Annotated in this window: 19 protein-coding genes; 18 read left to right on the forward strand and 1 reads right to left on the reverse strand. The window is 47.0% G+C overall.

Annotated features, from left to right (window positions below; translation table 11 throughout):
* The first annotated feature begins 25 nt into the window (after positions 1 to 25).
* The 10 genes from O9X78_RS08160 (at position 26) to phoU (ending at position 11,207) form a co-directional block, all read left to right on the forward strand.
* On the forward strand, positions 26 to 502 hold the full coding sequence (locus O9X78_RS08160; protein ID WP_269619141.1) for an NfeD family protein: 477 nt from the start codon (positions 26 to 28) through the stop codon (positions 500 to 502).
* A gap of 41 nt (positions 503 to 543) precedes the next feature.
* Positions 544 to 1,392 (forward strand): SPFH domain-containing protein, encoded by an 849-nt coding sequence (locus O9X78_RS08165; RefSeq protein WP_269619142.1) that lies wholly within the window; start codon positions 544 to 546, stop codon positions 1,390 to 1,392.
* Between the two features lie 50 nt (positions 1,393 to 1,442).
* Entirely contained in the window at positions 1,443 to 2,297 is an 855-nt protein-coding gene (purU, locus tag O9X78_RS08170; protein ID WP_269619143.1) for a formyltetrahydrofolate deformylase, read from the forward strand.
* 84 nt (positions 2,298 to 2,381) lie between these two features.
* Positions 2,382 to 3,089 carry a phosphate regulon transcriptional regulator PhoB gene (gene phoB / locus O9X78_RS08175; RefSeq protein WP_269619144.1) on the forward strand — a complete coding sequence of 236 codons (708 nt, stop codon included), beginning with the start codon at positions 2,382 to 2,384 and terminating at the stop codon, positions 3,087 to 3,089.
* Between the two features lie 13 nt (positions 3,090 to 3,102).
* Positions 3,103 to 4,404 carry a phosphate regulon sensor histidine kinase PhoR gene (phoR, locus tag O9X78_RS08180; RefSeq protein WP_269619145.1) on the forward strand — a complete coding sequence of 434 codons (1,302 nt, stop codon included), beginning with the start codon at positions 3,103 to 3,105 and terminating at the stop codon, positions 4,402 to 4,404.
* A 94-nt stretch (positions 4,405 to 4,498) separates the two neighbouring features.
* Positions 4,499 to 5,467, forward strand: coding sequence for a PstS family phosphate ABC transporter substrate-binding protein (locus O9X78_RS08185; protein ID WP_269619146.1), 969 nt, complete (start codon positions 4,499 to 4,501; stop codon positions 5,465 to 5,467).
* Positions 5,468 to 5,592: 125 nt separating this feature from the next.
* Positions 5,593 to 7,824 (forward strand): ABC transporter permease subunit, encoded by a 2,232-nt coding sequence (locus tag O9X78_RS08190; protein ID WP_269619147.1) that lies wholly within the window; start codon positions 5,593 to 5,595, stop codon positions 7,822 to 7,824.
* Between the two features lie 56 nt (positions 7,825 to 7,880).
* Positions 7,881 to 9,581 carry a phosphate ABC transporter permease PstA gene (pstA, locus tag O9X78_RS08195; protein WP_269619148.1) on the forward strand — a complete coding sequence of 567 codons (1,701 nt, stop codon included), beginning with the start codon at positions 7,881 to 7,883 and terminating at the stop codon, positions 9,579 to 9,581.
* A 35-nt stretch (positions 9,582 to 9,616) separates the two neighbouring features.
* Positions 9,617 to 10,459, forward strand: coding sequence for a phosphate ABC transporter ATP-binding protein PstB (gene pstB / locus O9X78_RS08200; protein ID WP_269619149.1), 843 nt, complete (start codon positions 9,617 to 9,619; stop codon positions 10,457 to 10,459).
* Between the two features lie 31 nt (positions 10,460 to 10,490).
* A complete protein-coding gene (gene phoU, locus O9X78_RS08205; protein WP_269619150.1) occupies positions 10,491 to 11,207 on the forward strand; it encodes a phosphate signaling complex protein PhoU in 717 nt (238 codons plus the stop codon).
* Between the two features lie 38 nt (positions 11,208 to 11,245).
* Here phoU and O9X78_RS08210 read toward each other — a convergent pair whose 3' ends face one another.
* Entirely contained in the window at positions 11,246 to 12,760 is a 1,515-nt protein-coding gene (locus O9X78_RS08210; RefSeq protein ID WP_269619151.1) for an AbgT family transporter, read from the reverse strand.
* A gap of 515 nt (positions 12,761 to 13,275) precedes the next feature.
* On the opposite strand from O9X78_RS08210, the gene O9X78_RS08215 reads away from it, so the two are divergent.
* The 8 genes from O9X78_RS08215 (at position 13,276) to O9X78_RS08250 (ending at position 21,686) form a co-directional block, all read left to right on the forward strand.
* Positions 13,276 to 13,557: a fatty acid desaturase family protein gene (locus tag O9X78_RS08215; protein ID WP_269619152.1), complete on the forward strand. Its 282-nt coding sequence runs from the start codon at positions 13,276 to 13,278 to the stop codon at positions 13,555 to 13,557.
* Between the two features lie 451 nt (positions 13,558 to 14,008).
* The gene (locus O9X78_RS08220; RefSeq protein ID WP_269619153.1) at positions 14,009 to 15,280 is read left to right on the forward strand and encodes an MFS transporter; all 1,272 of its coding nucleotides are present in this window, start codon (positions 14,009 to 14,011) and stop codon (positions 15,278 to 15,280) included.
* A gap of 335 nt (positions 15,281 to 15,615) precedes the next feature.
* Positions 15,616 to 17,772 (forward strand): FimV/HubP-related protein, encoded by a 2,157-nt coding sequence (locus O9X78_RS08225; protein ID WP_269619154.1) that lies wholly within the window; start codon positions 15,616 to 15,618, stop codon positions 17,770 to 17,772.
* A gap of 7 nt (positions 17,773 to 17,779) precedes the next feature.
* On the forward strand, positions 17,780 to 18,484 hold the full coding sequence (locus tag O9X78_RS08230; protein ID WP_269619155.1) for a pseudouridine synthase: 705 nt from the start codon (positions 17,780 to 17,782) through the stop codon (positions 18,482 to 18,484).
* 81 nt (positions 18,485 to 18,565) lie between these two features.
* Positions 18,566 to 18,874, forward strand: coding sequence for a DUF2288 domain-containing protein (locus O9X78_RS08235; protein WP_269619156.1), 309 nt, complete (start codon positions 18,566 to 18,568; stop codon positions 18,872 to 18,874).
* Entirely contained in the window at positions 18,871 to 19,179 is a 309-nt protein-coding gene (locus O9X78_RS08240; RefSeq protein WP_269619157.1) for a hypothetical protein, read from the forward strand. Before O9X78_RS08235 ends, O9X78_RS08240 begins: the two co-directional genes overlap by 4 nt.
* A gap of 33 nt (positions 19,180 to 19,212) precedes the next feature.
* Positions 19,213 to 21,297, forward strand: coding sequence for a GNAT family N-acetyltransferase (locus O9X78_RS08245; protein ID WP_269619158.1), 2,085 nt, complete (start codon positions 19,213 to 19,215; stop codon positions 21,295 to 21,297).
* The gene (locus O9X78_RS08250) at positions 21,294 to 21,686 is read left to right on the forward strand and encodes an HIT family protein (RefSeq protein WP_269619159.1); all 393 of its coding nucleotides are present in this window, start codon (positions 21,294 to 21,296) and stop codon (positions 21,684 to 21,686) included. The genes O9X78_RS08245 and O9X78_RS08250 overlap by 4 nt, the downstream gene beginning before the upstream one ends.
* Positions 21,687 to 21,699 lie beyond the last annotated feature (13 nt).

The following is a 21,699-nucleotide window of genomic DNA, read 5'->3' on the forward strand; positions in this document are numbered from 1 at the left end:
TTGGCATTTTGTAAAGGGGCGCAAAATGGAGTGGTTAAACACCAATATTGCATACTGGCACTGGATGGTTTTCGGTATGTTGCTGGTGGCAAGTGAAATTTTTATACCCAGTTTTGTGATGATCTGGTTTGGTGCCAGTGGCATTGCGGTCGGGCTAATTTTGGCCGCAATAGAGATGTCATTTAGCGTTCAAATACTGATTTGGTTGCTAATGTCGGTGATTGATTTGGCGGTGTGGTTTAAGTTTGTACACCCCAAAATGAAAAACAAAACACTGTCCGGAATGTCTCGTGAGCAGGTAGTAGGGCAGGAGGCGATGGTTATTAAACTAGGCTCAGAATTTGGTCATGGCACCTTGCGATTTTCGATTCCTATGTTAGGTAGCGACGAGTGGCTGTTTATATGTCGAGACCCTGTTTCAGTTGGCGATCGTGTTGTAGTCGAAGATGTCTCCGGCAATTCGCTTATTGTAAAACTCGCAATCGGTCAGACTCCGGCATAAATGCGTTTATCTAGACAGTAGTTAATTTAAGGAGAAGTGCGATGGATGGCTTAGCAGTAGCAGTGGCGTTGGCAATTTTAGTTGTTGTGACGATCGCTAAAGGGGTGCGTACTGTTCCTCAAGGGTATAAACACATTGTTCAGCGCTTGGGAAAATATCACGTTACGCTTAATCCCGGTTTGAATTTTATTATTCCTTACATCGATGCAGTGGCTTACAAACTTACCACCAAAGATATCGTGCTTGATATTCCGTCTCAGGAAGTTATCACCGAGGATAACGCGGTCATTATTGCTAATGCCGTGGCGTATATAAATATTGTGTCCCCTGAAAAGGCAGTATACGGAGTGGAGGACTATACCTTTGCGATTCAAAACTTGGTGCAAACAGCGCTTCGTTCGATTGTTGGTGAAATGGCCTTGGACTCGGCGCTGTCGTCACGTGATCAGATAAAAGCGAAATTGAAAGCCGCTATTTCAGACGATATTGCTGATTGGGGCATCACCCTTAAAACAGTAGAAATTCAAGACATAAATCCGTCGATGACCATGCAACACGCGATGGAAGAACAGGCTGCGGCGGAACGTCAACGTCGCGCTGCGGTAACTAAGGCGGAAGGTGAGAAGCAGGCGGCGATATTAGAAGCCGATGGCCGTCTTGAGGCGTCTCGTCGCGATGCACAGGCGCAAGTCGTTTTGGCAAAAGCCAGCGGTGCCGCGATTACCTTGGTATCTGAAGCCGTCGGAAACGACGAATTGCCGGTGTTGTATTTATTAGGTGAAAAATACGCCGATGCACTGGTGAAACTGTCGACGTCCGGGAATGCAAAAACCGTCGTTTTGCCAGCAGATTTACCACAGGCTTTGCGCGGAATATTGAATAAGGGATAAGGCCCTTATTGCTATTTAAGAAAACTGAAATAAAGGGTTGAAGAGTTTTCATGGATCATACATATCGTTTAGTCATCAGTTGCCCTGACCGGGTTGGTATTGTTGCCCGTGTCAGCCAATTTGTGGCAGATCAGGGCGGCTGGCTGACCGAGGCTAATTACCATGCCGACGCGGACAATAACTGGTTTTTTATGCGTAACGAAATTCGTGCAGATTCCCTGAGTATGGGGCCTGAAGCCTGCCGAGCTGCCTTTGCACCGATTGCCAAAGAATACGGTATGCACTGGGAACTAGTGGATTCGTCGGTGAAGCGTAAAGTAGTTATTCTGGCGAGTCACGCCTCGCACTGTATCGCCGATATTTTGCATCGCTGGCATAGTGGTGAACTCGATTGTGACATTCCTTGTGTTATTTCAAACCATGAGAACCTGCGTAGCATGGTGGAGTGGCACGGGATTCCCTTTGAATATGTTGCCATCGATCCAGACAATAAAGCGCCATCACACGCACGTATTATGGCGTTAACAGGAGAGTACGGGGCAGATTGCGTGGTGTTAGCGCGCTATATGCAGATTATTCAACCCGAGTTTTGTCGTGCATACACCGGTCGCATGATTAATATTCATCATAGCTTTTTGCCCTCATTCATTGGTGCAAATCCCTACCAGAAAGCATTTGATCGGGGAGTAAAACTGATTGGCGCCACCTGCCATTATGTGACTGAGCAGCTAGATGAGGGGCCGATCATTGAACAAGATGTCATTCGTGTGTCACATCGCCATAGCAAAGACGATCTCGTTCGCCTGGGTAAAGATGTTGAAAAAGCGGTTCTGGCGCGGGCACTTAGGAACCATTTAGAGGACCGTGTTCTCGTGCTCGGCAACAAGACTGTTGTTTTCGATTAAGCTAGAAAATGGCTTCTGTCATAAAATTGTCACCAAATGTCGTTTTAATGCTGCTTACATATATTGTTAAAAAAGGGTAGAGGGATGACTGCGAGTACAATACTGATTGTCGACGATGAGGCCGCAATACGGGAAATGATCCGTGTCGGTCTTGAACTAGCCGGCTACGAGTGTCTAGAGGCAAGCAATGCACAGGACGCTCACGGTATTATCGTCGATCAGCGACCAGATCTCGTTTTGCTGGATTGGATGATGCCCGTCACTAGTGGTTTAGAGTTGCTGCGTAGGCTGAGAAGAGACGATCTCACCCGCGACTTGTTAGTGATTATGCTCACCGCAAAAGACGACGAAGATAATCGAGTGCAGGGCTTAGATGTGGGTGCGGACGACTACATCACAAAACCATTCTCATCCCGTGAGTTAATGGCGCGTATTAAAGCCATCATGCGCCGTTCTACAACGCGTGAACAGGAGGCGTCGATAGAAGTCGGGGGATTAAAATTAGACCCGGCTAGCCACCGCGTATTTGTCGATACTCAACCTTTAGATATGGGGCCGACGGAGTTTAAATTACTCAAATTCTTTATGACCCACCAAGAGCGAGCCTATAGCCGCGGTCAGTTACTTGATCAAGTTTGGGGCAGTAATGTCTATGTTGAAGAGCGCACGGTAGATGTTCATATCCGTCGTCTGCGCAAGGCATTGCAAACCGACCAGCGTGACTGCGGACTTCTCATTCAAACCGTGCGCGGTACTGGCTACCGCTTTTCTACGACAGGTGTCTGCGCCTAGCGCAAAATGATTAATGCGCTACTACAACTGGAAAACGGAATTATTGCGTGTCAGTCTGCCGATTACGGTTGTGGCGGGCGCCTGCGCAGTTTTTGAATTAGGAATTTGGCCTTTATTTATTGCTTCGCTACTCACCTGTGCTTGGTTGTTGCGCAATCTTCAGCACCTGTCTGACTGGCTTTACAACGACGTAGATAAAGAGCCTCCAGAGGCAACAGGTATGTGGGGCCAAGTTTTTGATGTCATCTATGACATGCAGCGTGATGGTACGCAGAATACGAACAAATTACAGGCAATGATCGACTATCTTCACTCGTCATTTGCCTCTATGTCAGATGCCGTGGTGATGCTAGATCAGCAGGGTAATATCGAGTGGTGTAACGCCTCCGCGCACGATTTGTTAGGTTTGCGTGAATCCGACGACAAGGGGCGCCAGCTGGTTAATTTGATTCGTAGCCCAGCATTTCTCCGTTATTTTGACGCCGAGCATTATCAAGCACCTTTGGAGATGCCGTCACCGGTGAATAGCACCCTGAGCCTGAGCATTAGCCTAAGCTTTTTTGGTCAAGGTAACCGTCTACTTTTTGCTCGGGACGTGACAAGAACTCATCGGCTCGAAAAAATGCGTAAAGACTTTGTGGCGAATGTTTCCCACGAGTTGCGTACTCCTTTGACGGTCATCAATGGCTATTTAGAAACCTTCTCGGAGCATGGCGGTGAAAATCCGCGGTGGGATCGTGCAGTGAGTCAAATGCTGCAGCAATCCCGTCGTATGCATTTGCTTATTCAGGATCTCATGTTGCTGTCCCGCTTAGAGGCCGTCCCAAAGGCCGGCGATGATACTGTGATTCGCTTGCGGCCATTAATGGAAATGATCAGAGAAGAGTGCGGTTCTGCAGCAAAGGGAGAGCGGCGCATTGTTATCGATTGTGACGATAATATTGCAATAAATGGCAATGCCAATGAATTACGCAGTGCATTTTCTAATTTAGCGATTAATGCGGCCCGATATACCGCTGAAAATGACACGATTACTCTGCGTTGGTATCGCGACGATGACCACGCATATTTTGAAGTAGAAGATACCGGTATCGGTATTGAGCCGCAGTACATTCCTCGGTTAACTGAGCGTTTTTACCGCGTGGATCAGAGTCGCTCCTTAGATACTGGCGGTACGGGCTTGGGTTTGGCGATTGTTAAGCATGTATTGCTTCGTCATCGCGCGGAATTACGTATTCGCAGTGTGCCGGATAAGGGCAGCACTTTTACCTGTGTTTTTCCTCGGTCAGCCGCGGTGCTAGTCAAGAAATCGTGAGTCCCGTCATTTTCAATGCAGCTGTCACAAAGTTGTCATAATTCGTCTATAAAGTGGCTGCGTTGAAGTAATTAATTGGTTTGGGAGTTGGATTGTGAAGATAAAGCAATATGTTGCAGGAACCATTGTAGCCTTGTCATCTGTCGTAGCGATGGCGTCGACGGGTGTCGACGAGTCCTTGCCTGATTACACCAGTGCGTCTGGTGTGTCCGGTAATTTGTCTAGCGTGGGTTCCGATACCTTAGCAAACCTGATGACCTTGTGGGGCGAAGATTTCAAGCGAATCTACCCTAATATCAATATTCAAATTCAAGCAGCAGGCTCATCTACTGCGCCGCCAGCGCTTACCGAGGGTACGTCAAATATCGGCCCGATGAGCCGGAAAATGAAAGACAAAGAGATTGAGGCTTTCGAAACTAAATATGGTTATAAACCTACTGCCATTCCAGTTGCCATCGATGCCCTAGCTGTATTTGTACATAAAGACAATCCGATTCCTGGTATGACCATGGCACAAGTGGATGCTGTATTTTCCAGTACCCATAAATGCGGCCATGCTGATAACGTTGATACTTGGGGCGCATTAGGAATGACTGGTGCATGGGTAGGGCGCGATATTCAAATGTTCGGCCGTAACTCAGTGTCTGGTACCTACGGTTACTTTAAAGAAGCGGCACTGTGTAAAGGTGACTTTAAGAATGGTGTAAATGAACAGCCTGGTTCAGCTTCGGTAGTGCAGTCTGTGTCCACGTCGGTAAATGGTATCGGCTACTCTGGTATTGGCTACAAGACCTCTAGTGTTCGAGCTATTCCATTAGCCAAAGATGATAAAAGCGGCTTTGTAGAAGCCACGGCAGATAACGCTACCGCAGGCCGGTATCCACTGTCTCGGTTCTTGTATGTTTACGTCAACAAAGCGCCGAACAAGCCATTAGCGCCATTAGAAAAAGAATTTGTGAAAATGGTGTTATCTAAACAAGGCCAAGAAGTCGTTGTAAAAGATGGCTATATCCCGCTGCCAGCAAGCGTGGTTGAAAAAATCCGGACAAAACTAGAGCTGTAAAGGCGACTAGTTAATTATCAAAATGCCGCAGAACTCGATGCGGCATTTTTTTTGAGATTGGCCATTGTCATCAAAATGTAACAAAAGTGTCATATTGTGTTGGTGTTTTTTCAGAGAGCTAGGAAATGAGTCAATCTGAGGTACGAGCTACAGCCTCCGCTTACCGCAAGTGGCGGCAAGTTAAGGATGGGATTGCGACGGTAACAATCACTGCTGGGGGCATTAGTGTGCTCTTCGCGATATTGCTTATCTTTTTCTACCTGCTTTACGAAATTATGCCTTTGTTTCAATCTGCGTCGCTTGAACCTGATGCGCAGTTCAATGCAGGCACTGATTCGCCGTCGCTTTACCTTGCTATAGAGGAGCAGGCCGAGGTGGGCTTTCGGCTTGATAAAGATGGCAACGCGGATTTCTTCAAGTTAAGTACTGGCGACACACTTTCTGAAAGTCATTTACCACTTCATGACGCCGATATTCTGAGTTTCGCATTGGAATCAGAAGACAGTCGATTATTCGCGTTAGGTTTAAGCAACGGTGGTGTGCTGATTGCAAAACACGATTATCGCAGTAGCTATCCGAATGATCAGCGTGTGATCACGCCGGAATTGCGTTATCCCTATGGCGAGCAAACCTTCATGCTGTCAGAGGGTGTTGGGCTTGAGCAAGTCGCTATCAGTGATAGCGACGACGCGTTGCTTCTAATAGGTGTAAGTGCAGGTAAGTTGTTGGGTCGTCGCTGGGTAAAAGAAGAAGATTTTCTCAGTGAGGAAGTGACCTTAAGCGAAGAGGACGTGCTTTTACCTGAACTCGATATTGTGCCAAATCGTGTACTTATCGGTCCGGGCCAACAGTGGCTGTATGTACTAGCAGCAGATGGTGGTTTTCGACTAATTGATTTGCCGAAGCAGACGGTTAGTGATCGTGGTTATTTGTTTGATAACGGCAAACTGAGTCAGGCGCGATTTTTGTTGGGTGGTATCTCCCTACTTGTTGCGAGCGATCACGGTTCCATAGGCCAGTGGTTTGTGGTTAGAGATAAAGAACGCGAGTCCGGCTATAAACTCGAGCCCGTTCGCCAGTTCGATATTCCTAATGGTGGTAGTGCTGCCTTAGTGACCGAGCATCGCCGAAAGGGTTTTGTGAATGTGAATAAAGAGGGTGAATTAGATTTGTTCTATACCACCTCTCATCGGCGTCTACTAAGTAAGAGTCTCGATGTTGGCAAGGTCAGCGCCATGGCAATTTCGCCACGCGCAGACAAGCTTTTGGTCGAAAATAGTTCTGGCGGATTAGCTACCTACGATTTGCATAATGAACATCCCGAGCTGTCTTGGACTGCGCTGTGGAGCAAGGTTTGGTACGAGAGTTACCCCGAGCCAGATTATGTTTGGCAGTCGTCCGCGTCCAGTAATGATTTTGAGCCAAAGTACAGTTTTGCGCCCTTAGCGTTTGGTACCTTAAAAGCGGCGTTCTATGCGATGCTTATTGCCGCGCCACTAGCAATTTGCGGTGCTATTTACACTGCGTATTTTATGGCTCCTGCACTGCGTAGAAAAACCAAACCCTTAATCGAATTGATGGAAGCATTGCCAACGGTCATTCTCGGTTTTTTGGCGGGACTTTGGTTGGCGCCGTTTATAGAGAAAAATCTACCCGCTATCTTCTCACTGTTCCTGCTTTTACCCGTTGGGATTTTGCTTTTCGCCTGGTGCTGGTCAAAATTACCCGCTAATTTCCGTCGTCATATTCCAGATGGTTGGCATCCACTGCTACTGGTGCCGATTGTGCTTGCGGTTGTTTTAGGCTGTGTAGAAATGAGTGCACCCATGGAGCGTTTGTTTTTTGCAGGTGATATGCGGGCGTGGTTAACAAACGATATTGGTGTGTCATTCGATCAGCGTAACGCGCTTGTAGTCGGTATTGCGATGGGCTTTGCGGTTATCCCGACTATTTTTTCAATTGCTGAAGATGCGATTTTCTCTGTGCCTAAGCACCTTAGTTACGGCTCTTTAGCATTGGGTGCAACGCCATGGCAAAGTTTGGTTGGCGTAGTGATGCCAACGGCTAGCCCGGGGATTTTTTCCGCGCTGATGATAGGCATGGGGCGCGCAGTTGGTGAGACTATGATCGTACTAATGGCCACCGGTAATACGCCCATTATGGATGCCAATATATTTGAGGGAATGCGGACCTTGGCAGCAAATATTGCTGTCGAGATTGGCGAGACCGAAGTAGATAGCTCTCATTATCGCGTGCTGTTTTTAGCAGCATTTGTGCTGTTTATGTTTACCTTTGCGGTGAATACGATTGCTGAAACCGTGCGCCAACGTCTGCGTATGCGTTATGGAAATCTTTGATTTGTTATTGCTAAATTCGCCAGTGTGCCAGCGCAAGAGATACAGGAAATTAAGTCATGTCATTGCACGATGATAACAAGCAAGGCTTTATAGAGTGGTGTAAACGCGGTGAGCCAATGATTTGGTTGAATGCCGCAGCGGTGACAGTCAGCACTTTAGCGGTCATCGGGTTGTTACTTTTGTTGACCGTTCGGGGCATGGGCCATTTTTGGCCTGCATCTGTTATGCAAGCGCAGTATCAACTTCCCAGTGAAACTGTAGCGTCAATTCTGGCAGAGCGAGTCGAGTCAGAACAGGTGCCGATTGAACAACTGCTTAGTGCAGGGTTTAAGATTGATACAAACGATGCCTTTGTTAAACGTGAACTAGTTAAGTTGGGCAACAGAGATATCGGTGGTGCGGACTTTAAGTGGGTTATCTCCCGTTATTTAAGCGACGTAAGCTATCCCAAAGACGCGGTCGTTATTGAACGTCGCGAATGGGGTAATTTCTATGGTTTCTTACAGAATGTAAAACAGCAAGGCCAGATTGTTGCCAGTCTAGAAGAGGGCGACGCGTGGAGTGAGTTTCAAGCTCGGGTTAGCCGCGCCAATGAAATCCATGACAAAATCACAAAAATAGAAAAGAAAGATATTGGTTCGATTAATTATCGTCTCGAAAAACTACGACTAAGAGATCGCGGCTTAGAGCTAGATACGTCAATGGCCGACGCTCAACGCCAGCAAGAAAAAGCTGATATCGCTCTGGAGCGTGCCGAGTTAGATTCGCAATATAAGGGGATGCAGCAACAGCTTGCGGATCTTTATCAGCAGTGGCATCGCGACACCTTTACCGTGAAAACGGCGTCTGGGCAGACCAAAGAACAACGCATAGCGACGGTGGTGCATGCCTATCAACCCAATGGTATGAATGTCTTTCAGAAATTGGGTTTTTACTTCGCTAAATTTGCTGAGTTCTTGACCGACGAACCCCGCGAGGCCAATACCGAGGGCGGCATATTTCCTGCCATTTTTGGCACGGTGATTATGGTATTAATCATGTCTGTGCTGGTGACTCCCTTTGGTGTGGTGGCTGCAGTTTATTTGCGTGAATACGCTAAACAGGGCTTTATGACTAGGGTAGTCCGGATAGCGGTGAATAACCTCGCTGGGGTACCTTCTATCGTTTACGGTGTTTTTGGTTTAGGTTTCTTTATCTACTTTCTCGGTTCAGAAATGGACAAAGCTTTCTTTCCAGAGGCTTTGCCAGCGCCGACCTTTGGTACGCCTGGTTTGTTGTGGGCTTCGGTAACTTTGGCGCTTTTGACCTTGCCGGTCGTAATCGTTGCCACAGAAGAAGGGTTGGCGCGTATTCCGCGCAATTTGCGCGAAGGTAGTTTGGCCTTAGGTGCAACGAAGGCAGAAACCCTTTGGCGGGTTGTGTTGCCGATGGCTAGCCCGGCGATGATGACAGGGTTGATACTTGCGGTCGCTAGAGCGGCAGGTGAGGTTGCACCGTTAATGCTCGTGGGTGTGGTTAAACTGGCGCCATCGCTACCCGTAGATGGAAATTTTCCCTACTTTCATTTAGACCAGAAATTTATGCATTTGGGTTTCCACATTTATGATGTCGGTTTCCAAAGTCCAAATGTCGAAGCGGCGCGACCCTTGGTGTATGCCACGGCCTTGCTGCTGGTAGTTATCATCGCTCTGCTTAACTTAAGTGCGGTGGCTTTGCGCAATCATTTGCGCGAGAAATATAAATCACTGGAAATGTAAGCGTGAATGATGTGAACGATAAGGCGGCGAATTTTATGACAAGTGACAAATCAAATGTAAAGGCGCACGCTATAAATATAGAGTCGCTGGGACGTAATAGAGTGGAACAATCTATTCACGACGAAGACATTACATTGACAGTAGACAACCTCGATTTGTACTACGGTGAAAAACAGGCATTGTTCGACGTCAATATGGTTATACCGCGTAAAAAGGTAACCGCGTTTATTGGACCAAGTGGCTGCGGTAAGTCGACGTTGTTGCGTTGTTTTAACCGCATGAACGACCTGATCGACACCTGCAGAGTTGACGGCGGGATTTCGCTGGATGGCTCAAATATTTTCGATAAGCGGGTTGATGTTGCAACGCTGCGTCGTCGCGTTGGCATGGTATTCCAAAAGCCAAACCCGTTTCCTAAATCTATATACGAAAATGTTGCGTATGGATTGCGGATTCAGGGAATAAATAAAAAACGTGTACTTGATGAAGTTGTTGAGCGCTCCCTTCGAGGAGCTGCGTTGTGGGAAGAAGTTAAAGACCGCTTGCATGATAATGCCTTAGGTATGTCTGGTGGTCAGCAGCAACGTCTTGTAATCGCGCGTACGATTGCCGTAGAGCCAGAAGTACTACTACTAGATGAGCCCGCGTCCGCACTTGATCCTATCTCAACCCTTAAAATTGAAGAGCTAATTTACGAGCTCAAAGACAAGTACACGATTGTTATTGTTACCCATAATATGCAGCAGGCGGCCCGTGTTTCTGACTATACAGCGTTTATGTATATGGGTAAGTTAATAGAGTTTGATAATACGGATATCCTTTTTACAAACCCCAGTAACAAGCAAACCGAAGATTATATTACTGGTCGCTATGGTTAAGGTTTGCCGATAGATTTTTGGGAGATTAATAATGAAAGACAAGATTTCACATGCGCACCATATATCTCAGCAGTTCAACACGGAACTCGACGATATTAAAACTCGGATGCTGGAAATGGGTGGCTTGGTTGAGAAGCAAGTTGCCGATGCGACGAATGCCTTTATGAATTTAGATACCGGTTTAGCTACGGATGTTAAGCAGGGCGATAAGGTCGTTAATAGCTTAGAAGTGTCTATTGATGAAGAGTGCACCATTATTTTGGCGCGTCGGCAGCCTGCGGCCAGTGATTTGCGTTTGGTGTTATCTATTAGCAAAATCTTAAGCGATCTTGAGCGAATGGGCGATGAGGCCAGCAAGGTTGCTGATAGCGCGATTAAACTAACTGAACTTGGTGGTTTGCCACGCAGTGTTTTGGAAATTCGCCATATCGGCGATCATGTTTCGGGCATGGTTCGTAATGCCTTAGATTCGTTCGCGCGTCTTGATCTCGACTTGGCTTTGGAAGTTGCTGAGGAAGATAAAGCGGTTGATCTAGAATATGGCACGGCAATGCGCAGTTTAGTGACCTATATGATCGAAGATCCACGCACAATCTCGTCTGTGCTGCAGGTCATGTGGGCGTTACGCTCTTTGGAGCGCGTAGGAGACCATGCCCGTAACATTGCAGAGCATGTTATCTATCTTGTTAAGGGCGCCAATGTTCGCCATGTTGATATTGACGAAATGGCAGCGACCATTCAAGAGTAGGTCGCTCCGCATCATCAAGTGCTGGGCTAGTAAAGTTACTAGCTCGGCCCTAACGGTAAGCCAGATGCTAACCACAGGCTGAGCAATACCGACCAGCCAAGTAAAAATATTACCGAGTAGGGCAGCATTAATGCGATTAAGGTGCCCATTCCCGCTGTATTGTCATGACGTTGCATAAACGCCACCACAACGCCGAAGTAGGGCATGAGCGGTGTGATGATGTTAGTGCTTGAGTCGCCGATTCGATAGGCCATCTGCGCTGATTCAGGATCAACCCCCAGAAGGTATAGCATGGGAATAAAAATGGGCGCCATTAAGGCCCATTTTGCCGATGCGCTACCAATTAACAGATTGATACTGGCGCTAATTAAAATAAAACTAATTAATAAGCTTGTTTTAGATAGCGCCAACCCTGCAAGCCAAGTGGCGCCATTTATGGCAGAAATTGCCCCGAGTCCAGTCCAGTTAAAATAATTAACAAACTGCGCGGCGAAAAACATCAAGACGAGATAACCAGAAAGGGTAGTAACGCCTTTTTCCATGCCGGCTATCCAGTCGTTATGACGCTGATATTTACCTGTTGTATAGCCAAAAATTAAACCACTTATAGTTGCGTAAAGTGCAATGAAAACGACGATGCCGTTGGGGAGTGGTAGGGCGGCCAGACCGTTAGGGTCGGTGTTACGCATTAATCCGTCACTTGGCATGACCAGCCAGAACAAAAGTAAAACAAAGGCGATACTGAATATGCCCACGCGTCTGATAGCCTTAGATAAACGTTGACTATCAATCGTTGTTTCTTGATCTTCGTCGATATAATTCCCGGTAGGTTTTGCTAGGCGGGGTTCAACAAGCTTTTCGTTTATCCACGCGCCAGTAATCGTAATAAACAGGGTAGAGACCACGGTAAAATAATAATTCGCACTGGTTAGTACTTCTCGGCCAGGCGCTACTAATTCCACGGCTTCTGAACTTATGCCTGAAAGAATTGCATCGACGGGGCCGAGCAGTAGATTGGCGCTGTATCCGCCGGATACTCCAGCAAATGCGGCGGCGATGCCGGCCAGTGGTGATCGGCCTGCGGCGCGGAATATCAGTGCCGCCAACGGAATAAGCACAACATAACCTGAGTCGAAACCTATGCTAGACATTACGCCAGCAAATACGACAAAGCTGCTTAGTATTCTCGGTGGTGCGTTTGCCGCCAACCGTTTTAGAACATGTCCTAAAAGGCCCGAATCCTCAGCCACCGCGATACCCAAAATTGCGACGAGCACGGAACCGACTGGGGCGAAATGTATGAAATTACTAACTGCGCTGCTCACCATCCATTTTATGCCGTTGCCGCTGAGCAAAGACTTTGCGGCGATCGTTTCGTGCGTTACAGGATGTATAGCGGTAAAACTGAGGTATTGAGCGAGCGCAGAGAAAACTATGATGACTGCGCAAAAATAAATAAATAGTAGGACGGGGTGTGGTAGTCGATTGCCCATCGCTTCTAGGCCGTTTAGCCAGCGTTGAACGAATGACTGGCGCACTCTGGTATCACTCATATCCTTTGCCTGTATTTAGCTTAGCGTCATTTATTCAACAGTATAACGATAGCCCACAGAATTATTAGTTATCTTTGGCCTTAAGTTTTGTTTTTCATCCTGAATGCTTCGGGTGGAGTTGAGTACCAACGCATAAATATGCGTCTAAAGTTGGAGCCGTCGCGGTAGTTTAATAGAATCGCAATCGTATCTACAGAGAGCTACGTATCAAGTAAATACCCCGTCGCAAGGGAGGAAAAGGCATTGTCGCCAACTTCTCTAAATTCTGTTTCCTCTGCGTCCAAGCGCCTTGCCAGGTATCGTTTGCTAGCAAGCATGGTTGGCGCCACGTCTTCCTCGGTTAACGAATGATATCGGTGTCATGGTTGGGCGTAATCATAGGTATACTCATGAGCTTTATCGTAAGCAGCGTACGTTGATGAAGTTTATTGGAACTTACTGCAAGGTAATCTATCTGGACGCCTCTAGGGATATCTGACATCGAATTGGTCACCACTTGGATGTTGGAACACTGGATGATTGCGATACTGCGTCTCGAGGGGCCAATCTTTATTTTTTTGCTCTTAGTTGTATACGAAAGTATCGTCGTTGCTTGGCGCTTAGAAAGTGAAGTGATGATGAAGCGCCGTAGATCCCGCTGGCCAGTACACCATCGAGTGTGGAGAGCGATTTTAGCCTTTGTATTGTTCGATTTTGTTTTGTTTGAACATGGTGGTGCAGATGCAGCGATTTGCGGTTTAGCTGGTGCAAGTATTGCGCGCCTCTGGATTGAGACATTTAACTATTACCAACATTAAGGTCAAGTTCGCCTCTCTAGCATGCCAGTTGGTCGTCGCCATGTTTGGAATCATCTGAGGTCGATGAGTCGCGTGGTTGCCTTTAAAATAACAAACCATGCGAGCGCGTCCAAGTTTGGGTGAGTCACCCAGCTTGGATTGCGGTTTACTGAGAGCCTCTCTTAATATCAATCTGACTGTTCAAATCGCGCCTCTTGCCCCATCTCGTTATTTCCTCTCAATGTCAGAACTACTTCAAATTAAGTAGAGTTGCTCTAATAGCAAGGCATCACAGTATTGTCAGTTTCTGACGTGCTAAACTGCCCTTCAAAAATTTAATCATTAACTGCCTAATCGTATTCACGGGAACCTACTGCCCGGTGTAAGCAGGCAAATATTGAATTTTTGTGACAGCCATTAACAATGTAATGCTGCGTGTTCCTAGCATGCTTGGCAGATGAGGATGTTTCACTTGGGTAATTCCGAAGTAAATGTGGGTAAGCCCAACAATAAAGCAATGTTTAGTCTGTACCTCGCGATGATGAGTGTTGGGATGGGACAGACCGTCGTATTTGCCATATTGCCTATGCTTGGCCGTGAACTTCATCTCGATTTGTTGGTATTTCAATTCCCTTTCCTAGACATGGTTGTACAGCCCAAGGAGCTGGCAATAACCTCTCTGTCGGCATTGACGGCGTTTGTGTTTTTTATTGCAGCCCCTAAATGGGGGCGTCTTAGCGACCGACTTGGACGCAAGCCATTGATTATTTTTGGTTTGTTTGGCTATGTTGTCGGAACGCTGCTGTTTAACGGTATCGCGTACTTGGGTTTGACCGGTGTTTGGTTTGGGGGCTTGTTATTCTTTTGTTTGATTATTAGTCGTATTTTCCACGCCTTGGTTATGTCCGCTTCACACCCATCGTCGACAGCGTATATGGTGGATGTAACCTCTGTTCATGAGCGAACAAAAGGCATGGGTAAGCTACAGGCGGCTAACCAGATTGGCGTAATGATCGGCCCGGCATTAGCCTGGTTTGTTAGCATACATTACCTCGCGCCACTTTATATTCAAGCAGGCATATTCTTTGTTGCTGGTCTTCTCGTTTGGCGCTACCTTCCCGGCATACCGCCTGCAGACAGAAGTGACAGAAAGACCGTTAAAATGTCATTTTTTGATCCGCGATATCGATTATTTATGTTTGTTGGCTTTTCTATATTTAGCTTGGTCGGCATGGTTCAGCAAACCTTGGGTTTTTACTTCCAAGATATCTTGCAGCTTGACGGTATTCGAGCCGCTCAGCTATTTTCAACCGCAATGGTGTGTTCTTCTGTTTTGATTCTTGTCGCACAGATAGCTGTTGTTAGGCGGTACCGAGGATTGCCCATGCGCTTATTACGGCTTGGTCTACCCTTTATGCTGATATCTTATTTAATATTGGCGAATGCGCACTCCTTAACTATGCTTTATATCGCTATGGGCTTTTTTGGTTTTGGGATGGGGCTAACGGGGCCGTCCTTTGCTGCGAGTGCGACGATGTCTGTGGAACCCCATGAACAGGGTGGATTGGCGGGTTTGACGGGCGCCATTGCTGGTTTAGGCTTTATGCTGGGGCCATTGCTTGGCGGAACTCTGTACCGAATTTCTCCAAGCTATACCTACTGGTGTGCGGCGATAGTAATGGTACTCATTATTTTAGTCTTGCTTGTTTTTGAAAAGTCGTGGCGCAAACAAAGCACAGTTTGATGACAGTCTGGTTAAAATTTATGCTGATTTACGCATCCACCGTGAACGCTACCTCAAGCACGTAATCTACATGCTTATCCACAGCCTTATTCACCTTAATTGGGGAAAACTCTGATTTGCGCTGGTGTAGATCAAATAGTTATGCACATAGGGCTGTCTGCAGGACTTAATAGGCGTAATATCACAGATATAACTCAAGATTGTGATTGTCTTCACGTTTTTGCAGGCGTTTAATAGGTTTTAGCTAAGGTGGAGAGGCGAAACCTTTTTAGCCGTTTTGTGTAAGCTGTTATTTAAGTCGGTATTTGATACCAGAAAAAGTAGAGATGTTTGTCATGGGCTATCGTAAATTACCAACAATGTTGCCCCTGTGCTTAGCGGTGTTTATGGCACGGGATGCCTTGGGCTTGGGTTTGGGATCTGCCAATTTAGATTCCAAGCTGGGGCAGCCATTGTTTGCTCGAATTCCGATTTTTGGTGCAGAAGGCATTGGTAGTGAGGATGTTAGGGTAAGTTTACGGTCGGTTACCGATGCAAAAACAGGCGTCGAGATAGGTAGTGTTGATACTCGTTCGATTTCAGCTGTGGGTGAAATGAATGAATCGGGGACGGGCACCATCTACTTACGCAGCAATCGTCCTGTTGAAGAGCCTTATCTCCACTTTCTTATCAGTGTGCGTTGGCCCGGTGGCGAGCTAAGTCGGGCGTATACTTTATTGTTGGATTTACCGGAGAATCTTGCCAGCGACGCCGTTAACAATACTCAAGCGATAAGTACCGCTAGTTCTATTATTGGCGCCCGGAATACATCTGCTGAAGTCTTATCCACCGTATCTAACTCGTCGAATATAATAAGACGCGACTCTGCTGCCCAATCGATCAATGCTGATACCTCATTTTATACCAGTGTTCGGGGCGATAATCTGTGGAGCATTTCCAAACGTGTCGCTAACGCGAAGGGCGGGAATGCGTCGGTTTGGATGGAGCGCTTGTACCGAAATAATCCAAAGGCCTTTATTCGCAATAATAGAAACTTATTAAAAGAGCGTGTGACGCTCGATTTGTTTGAAAGCGTTGTCGAGCCGGAATCTACGTTGGCCTACAAAGACGAGTCCGTCGGTTTGAAACAGAAAGCGGAACACGTGTTGCAATCTACACCACTTGAAAAACCTTTGGCAGGCGCTGTTCGCGCGCCGACAGTCTCTCGCAGGGATTTGGAGCCGCTGGCCGAGGAGAGCACTGGGGCGCTAACCGAACAGCAGCTCATTCTCCAGAATTTAAATGACGTGCGAAATCAGGTGGCTGACGCTTCAGCCAGTATTGTGGCGATGAGCGAAAAATTAGTCGCATTGCAGGCGCAATTGGAAAGTCTGAACCTTGAATACGCTAGGTTAAATAGCTCCGATAGCGCGGATTTAGTTCCCATGTCAGTACCGACAGCTGTGCAGCTTGATGGCGATATAATGCAAGTAACCGACGGGATGCCAAGCGACGAGGAGATCGGGGCTGATCTACTAGGTGCAGCGCAAACCGATGAAATAGATCTAACGGGCTTAATAGGCGAGAGTGAAACTACGAATAGTGCCGCGCAAGCTGAATTTATTGCGGCGTCAGATGATCAGTCGACTTTAAATAGTGACGCAACGGTTAACCCAGTAATACCTCGTCAGTCATGGACTTGGCTTTGGTGGTTGCTCCCGCTTTTTGCTGGTGCTCTTTTGTTTTTGCGCAAGCGTGGCGACAAGCAGGCCGTCTCTCTCGTTGATAATTCGCATGAAGATGAAGATTCCGAAAGTCTGTCTGACGTGAATGCCGCAGTGGCGGCCCACGCGCAGGCTCAAAGAGCGCTTTCCAAAGACCACTTTAACGATATATTCTCGGCGCTTGATGCTAAAACCGTCGGAGCTCGCCATGGTGTAGCTACGTCCCCAAGTAAAACGTTAGGCCAAGAGTCTTTGGCAGAAACCTCTTCAACGGCGAGTCACAGGAAAACCACGGCCGAACTAGATGACATTGCCTTGTCGTCGGCGCGTCGAGCAGCCACTACCAGCTTGGCTGATATCGATGATGACTTTTTTGCAGATCTCGATGAGGATGCCTTGTTACAGGGGGGTGGGTTAGAAGACGAGTCAGAGTTTTTAGCGCTAGACATTCCTGATTTCGACCTTCCAGACGCAGGTGAAAGTTGGTCTTTGCAAAAGCCCGAAAAAGGATCAGATACACTTGCTAGGGTTTCGGCGTGTATTGAATTGGGTGATTATGAGGGGGCTCGTCAGATACTGGAGGAGAATATCGCCACCAACGATGATTTTGATCTTAAAATGCACTTGTTGGATGTTTATGCCCGCTGTGGCGACCAAGACGAATTTGAAAGTTTGGCCGCGCAGATGGAAATTACGAATTCTGATAGCGGATTACTTGGCGAGATTGAAAGCTTGCGCGATCAGTTGAAAAGTAATGTCTTTTTCTTAGGTAAAGGTCGAGCTGATTAACGTATTCATGGCGACTGATCGTGAGATGGGCTATCGAGTGATAGAAAATAATGAGGACTACCTCGTTATTGATAAAGAGCCAGGCGTTAATTTACATCGTAATCAGCATGCCCAAAGTTTGATAGATGTAGTTCACGCAGACTTTCCCAGCGAATCATTTCATTTGGTGCATAGACTCGATGATGCAACATCCGGCTTGCTTCTACTGGCTAAAAGTCCAGCTGCAGCTGCTGAATTTGGTGAGTTGTTTTCTAATCGGGAGATTGAAAAATACTATTTCGCGATAGCCGATGGGAAGCCACTTAAAAAGCAAGGCATGATTGTTGGAGACATAAAAAAGAGTCGCAGTGGCAGTTATTTACTCAGTCGCACACGAACGAATCCATCGGTAACTCAATTTTTTAGTTATGCTACTCAGGATGGCCGACGTGCCTATCTTTTAAAGCCCCGCACAGGTAAAACCCATCAATTACGTGTAGTAATGAAAAGTCTCGGTGTGCCTATATTAGGTGATCGTCGCTATGGCCCTAGTGTTCAAGACGCGGATCGAATGTATCTGCACGCCATGGCATTACGATTCCATTTTCGCGGTACTGAGCGTAGTTATGTGTCCATGCCTTCAAGCGGTGAAGTGTTTCTTGATGGAGGCTTGCAAGCAGTGTTGTTAAACTGTGGCTCGCCCTGGGACATGGCGTGGCCAGATTTGAACTAGCGATGTTTTAAGTTCGCGAGTGTCACCGCACAATGGTTTTTCCAATCGAATATAAAATGACAAAGTTAAGGTTAATACGAGATGTTAGACGAATCCTCTGACGTGATGGTGAAACTAAACCGAGAAACGTCGCGAATTCTGTGGAAAGATTTACAACGATTTTACGCGCAGGGTGCAGTTTTGATTGTTGCTGGAGAGCTTGATCTTGTTGCCACCGCAGCGGCAGTTGCCAATGACGATGCCACTGCGGTGTCAGCGTGGATGAAGTCGAATCAGTTAACAAAGGCGACAGAAGATATCGCGATTAGTTGGTTGGATGAAAATTGCGAAGTGTGGGCGGTGGTTGTCGCGCCTTGGGTATTAGTGCAGCGCGAGCGGGTGTCGGTGTGACGCTCAATGCGAGTGCTGGTGATGCATCGGCAAACTATCTTTTCCAGCTAGAGGCTAGGTTAAAGTCTTTTTTCAGTGATCAATCCCAGGGCTTTGATATTCCTCCTGCGGTCTTATACCGGCTAGAGGGCTTTATTGAAGCTGGAGTTGTATCCGGCTTTGTTACAAAGATAGAAATGCGGGATCGTCTAATTGCATTCGCAGAGCACTATACGGGGGCTGATTCCGCTATGGTTTATCGTAGCGACGATCGGATAATACTTCATGTATGTATGCCGGAAGCGCCGGTATATCCGTCGACCTAATCGTGAGTTTATTTTCTGTATGACAATGCTGATATGAACACATTTATTCAGCAACTTCGCTCGGTAGGTAAGCACAACGGACATCGTTATCTCCTGTTTTTAAGTGGTTCGTCATCTTGGGCGCAGGCGCAACTTGGCGAATTAGATCTAGCCAATGATGAGAGTTTATTACTGGCTGAGAGCGCAGTGTGCGGTCTATCTCCTAATATTGCTAAACGACATTTAGGTCAGGAATTCAGCACGGTCGTGATTGATGCCTATTCTTGGCAATCTGTCGACGACTGGCTTGCGGCAGTGGGCACTCTGCGGGCGGGTGGTATTTTAATTTTTATGTGTCCTGAGTTTGATGAATGGCCGCCTTATTTTCAATCGCGTTCTGACTTATCAAATGATGAAAGTGATTCATTTTTTATACAACGCGTTCTGTCTTACGTGTCAGCGAGTGATGGTGTTTATCACCTCAGCGAACGTGACAGCGTTAGCAATTCCTCTGAATTTCAACTTCCCTCGTTAACATATACATGGGAGCCGATGCTGCCAAGTCGAGATCAGCAGATTGCAGTAGAAGCTATTCTAAAAGTCGTTCGCGGCAGGGCAAAACGACCGCTGGTTATCCGATCCGACAGGGGGCGTGGCAAAACGTCGGCGCTGGGTATTGCTGCTTCGGCGCTTTTTAAAGCGGGTGATTGTCAGCGAATAGCCATTACTGCCCCACATCAAGACGCGGTTGCGGCGGCATTTCGACAACTTCATCAAGAGCTTCCTGGTGGAGAACTCTCGGGTTCTCACTACAAGATTGACGACTGTGAGATGACATTTCTGCCAGCGTTTGAGCTTTGTGACGAAACTGCTTGGGATTTGGTGTTTGTCGATGAGGCCGCCGCTTTACCTATTGTGGTATTAGAAAAGCTGGTACGCCAGCACCCAAGACTCGTTTTTTCGACGACGGTGCATGGCTACGAAGGCAGCGGTCGTGGTTTTGATATTCGTTTTAAGGAGATTTTAGATAGTCAATTTCCGCAATGGCGTCGTGCTGAGTTGCGAGAACCTGTGCGCTGGGCGGTGGATGATCCCCTTGAGCATTATTTGAGTGAGGCTTTTTTATTAAACGCTGAACCAATATTGATTGATTGTGGAGATCTGGGCGCAATTCAATTTCGCGTTCTTGATAAAGAGGAATTGACGCAGGAAGCCATGGTTAAACAGGTCTTTGGATTATTAGTGCAGGCGCACTATCAAACCTCGCCAAGAGATCTGCAGTATTTGTTGGATTCGTCCTGCATTCTCATTGTTGCAGAGTGCGAAGGATGGATCGTGGGTGTCTGTCAGCTGCTACCGGAAGGGCGATTAGGCGCTGAACTTGTCAAAGGGGTTATTGGCGGTGAGCGCAGACCAAAGGGACATTTGGTTGCCCAACGTTTGGCGCACATAAATGCGCGCGCCTATTATGCGGAGTGCTTGAGCTACCGGGTGAATAGAATTGCTGTTGCAGAAGGTCAGCGTCGCTTGGGAGTAGGGCGAGAATTATTATCTCAGGCAGAAAGATATACGCGAAATATAGGTGCGGCCTATCTATCGTCCAGTTTTGCTGCGACTCCAGATGTTATTGATTTTTGGCAGCATAGTGGATTCACATCCGTGTGGCTTGGCAGTCGTCGTGACACTTCTAGTGGCGTATATTCGTTAATTGTCGCGAAGAGCCTTGATGCCAAACTTGTTCACGATTTTGACTTAATGCATCGTCGACTGATGATGGATGTGCCTTTAACCCTGCGACATGTGCATTCAGATATGAGCGCTGATACGTTAGTGGCACTGCTAATTGGCGATGAAGCAAATAATAGCGATGTTGAATTCGACCTTAGAACGGTTAAACGTTATTGCGATAAAGAGTTAATTTTTGAGCAGGCTGCGGCGAGTATGATCAGGTTGTGTTGTCGATCTAATATGCAACTGTTTGAGCATGCCGAATTAGCGGTTAGCGTACTCTTGCTAGGTAGGAGTTGGCCTCGCGTTTCTGTAGATTATAACTTGAATGGTCGCGCTGAGGTTGAGGATAAATTGCGAGTGACATTCGCTCAAATAGCACGGTTATCAGACAAAGAGGAAAAAGAATGACTAGCATTTTTACACGAATTATTCAGGGTGAATTACCCGGTCATTGCGTTTGGGAAGATGAACACGCTTTCGCAATTTTGACCATTGAACCTATTCAGGAAGGACATCTTTTACTCATACCCAGACTAGAAATAGACCATTGGGATGATTTGCCAGAGGACCTAGCTAGCCATCTGATGTCGGTTTCGCAAATATTAGCGAAAGCATTGAAGAAAGCGTTTGAGTGTCGACGCGTGAGTATGATGATTATTGGCTTAGAAGTGCCTCATACCCATATTCATCTTTCGCCAATTAATGAGATGGCTGATGCAAATATCGGCAATGCCAAGCGAGCTGATGGCGAAGCGCTAGCCGCTGCAGCTGAGAAAATACGAGCTGCTTTAAACTAAACGCTGTGCCATC

The sequence above is a fragment of the Zhongshania aquatica genome, assembly GCF_027257955.1.
Classification (GTDB): domain Bacteria; phylum Pseudomonadota; class Gammaproteobacteria; order Pseudomonadales; family Spongiibacteraceae; genus Spongiibacter; species Spongiibacter aquatica.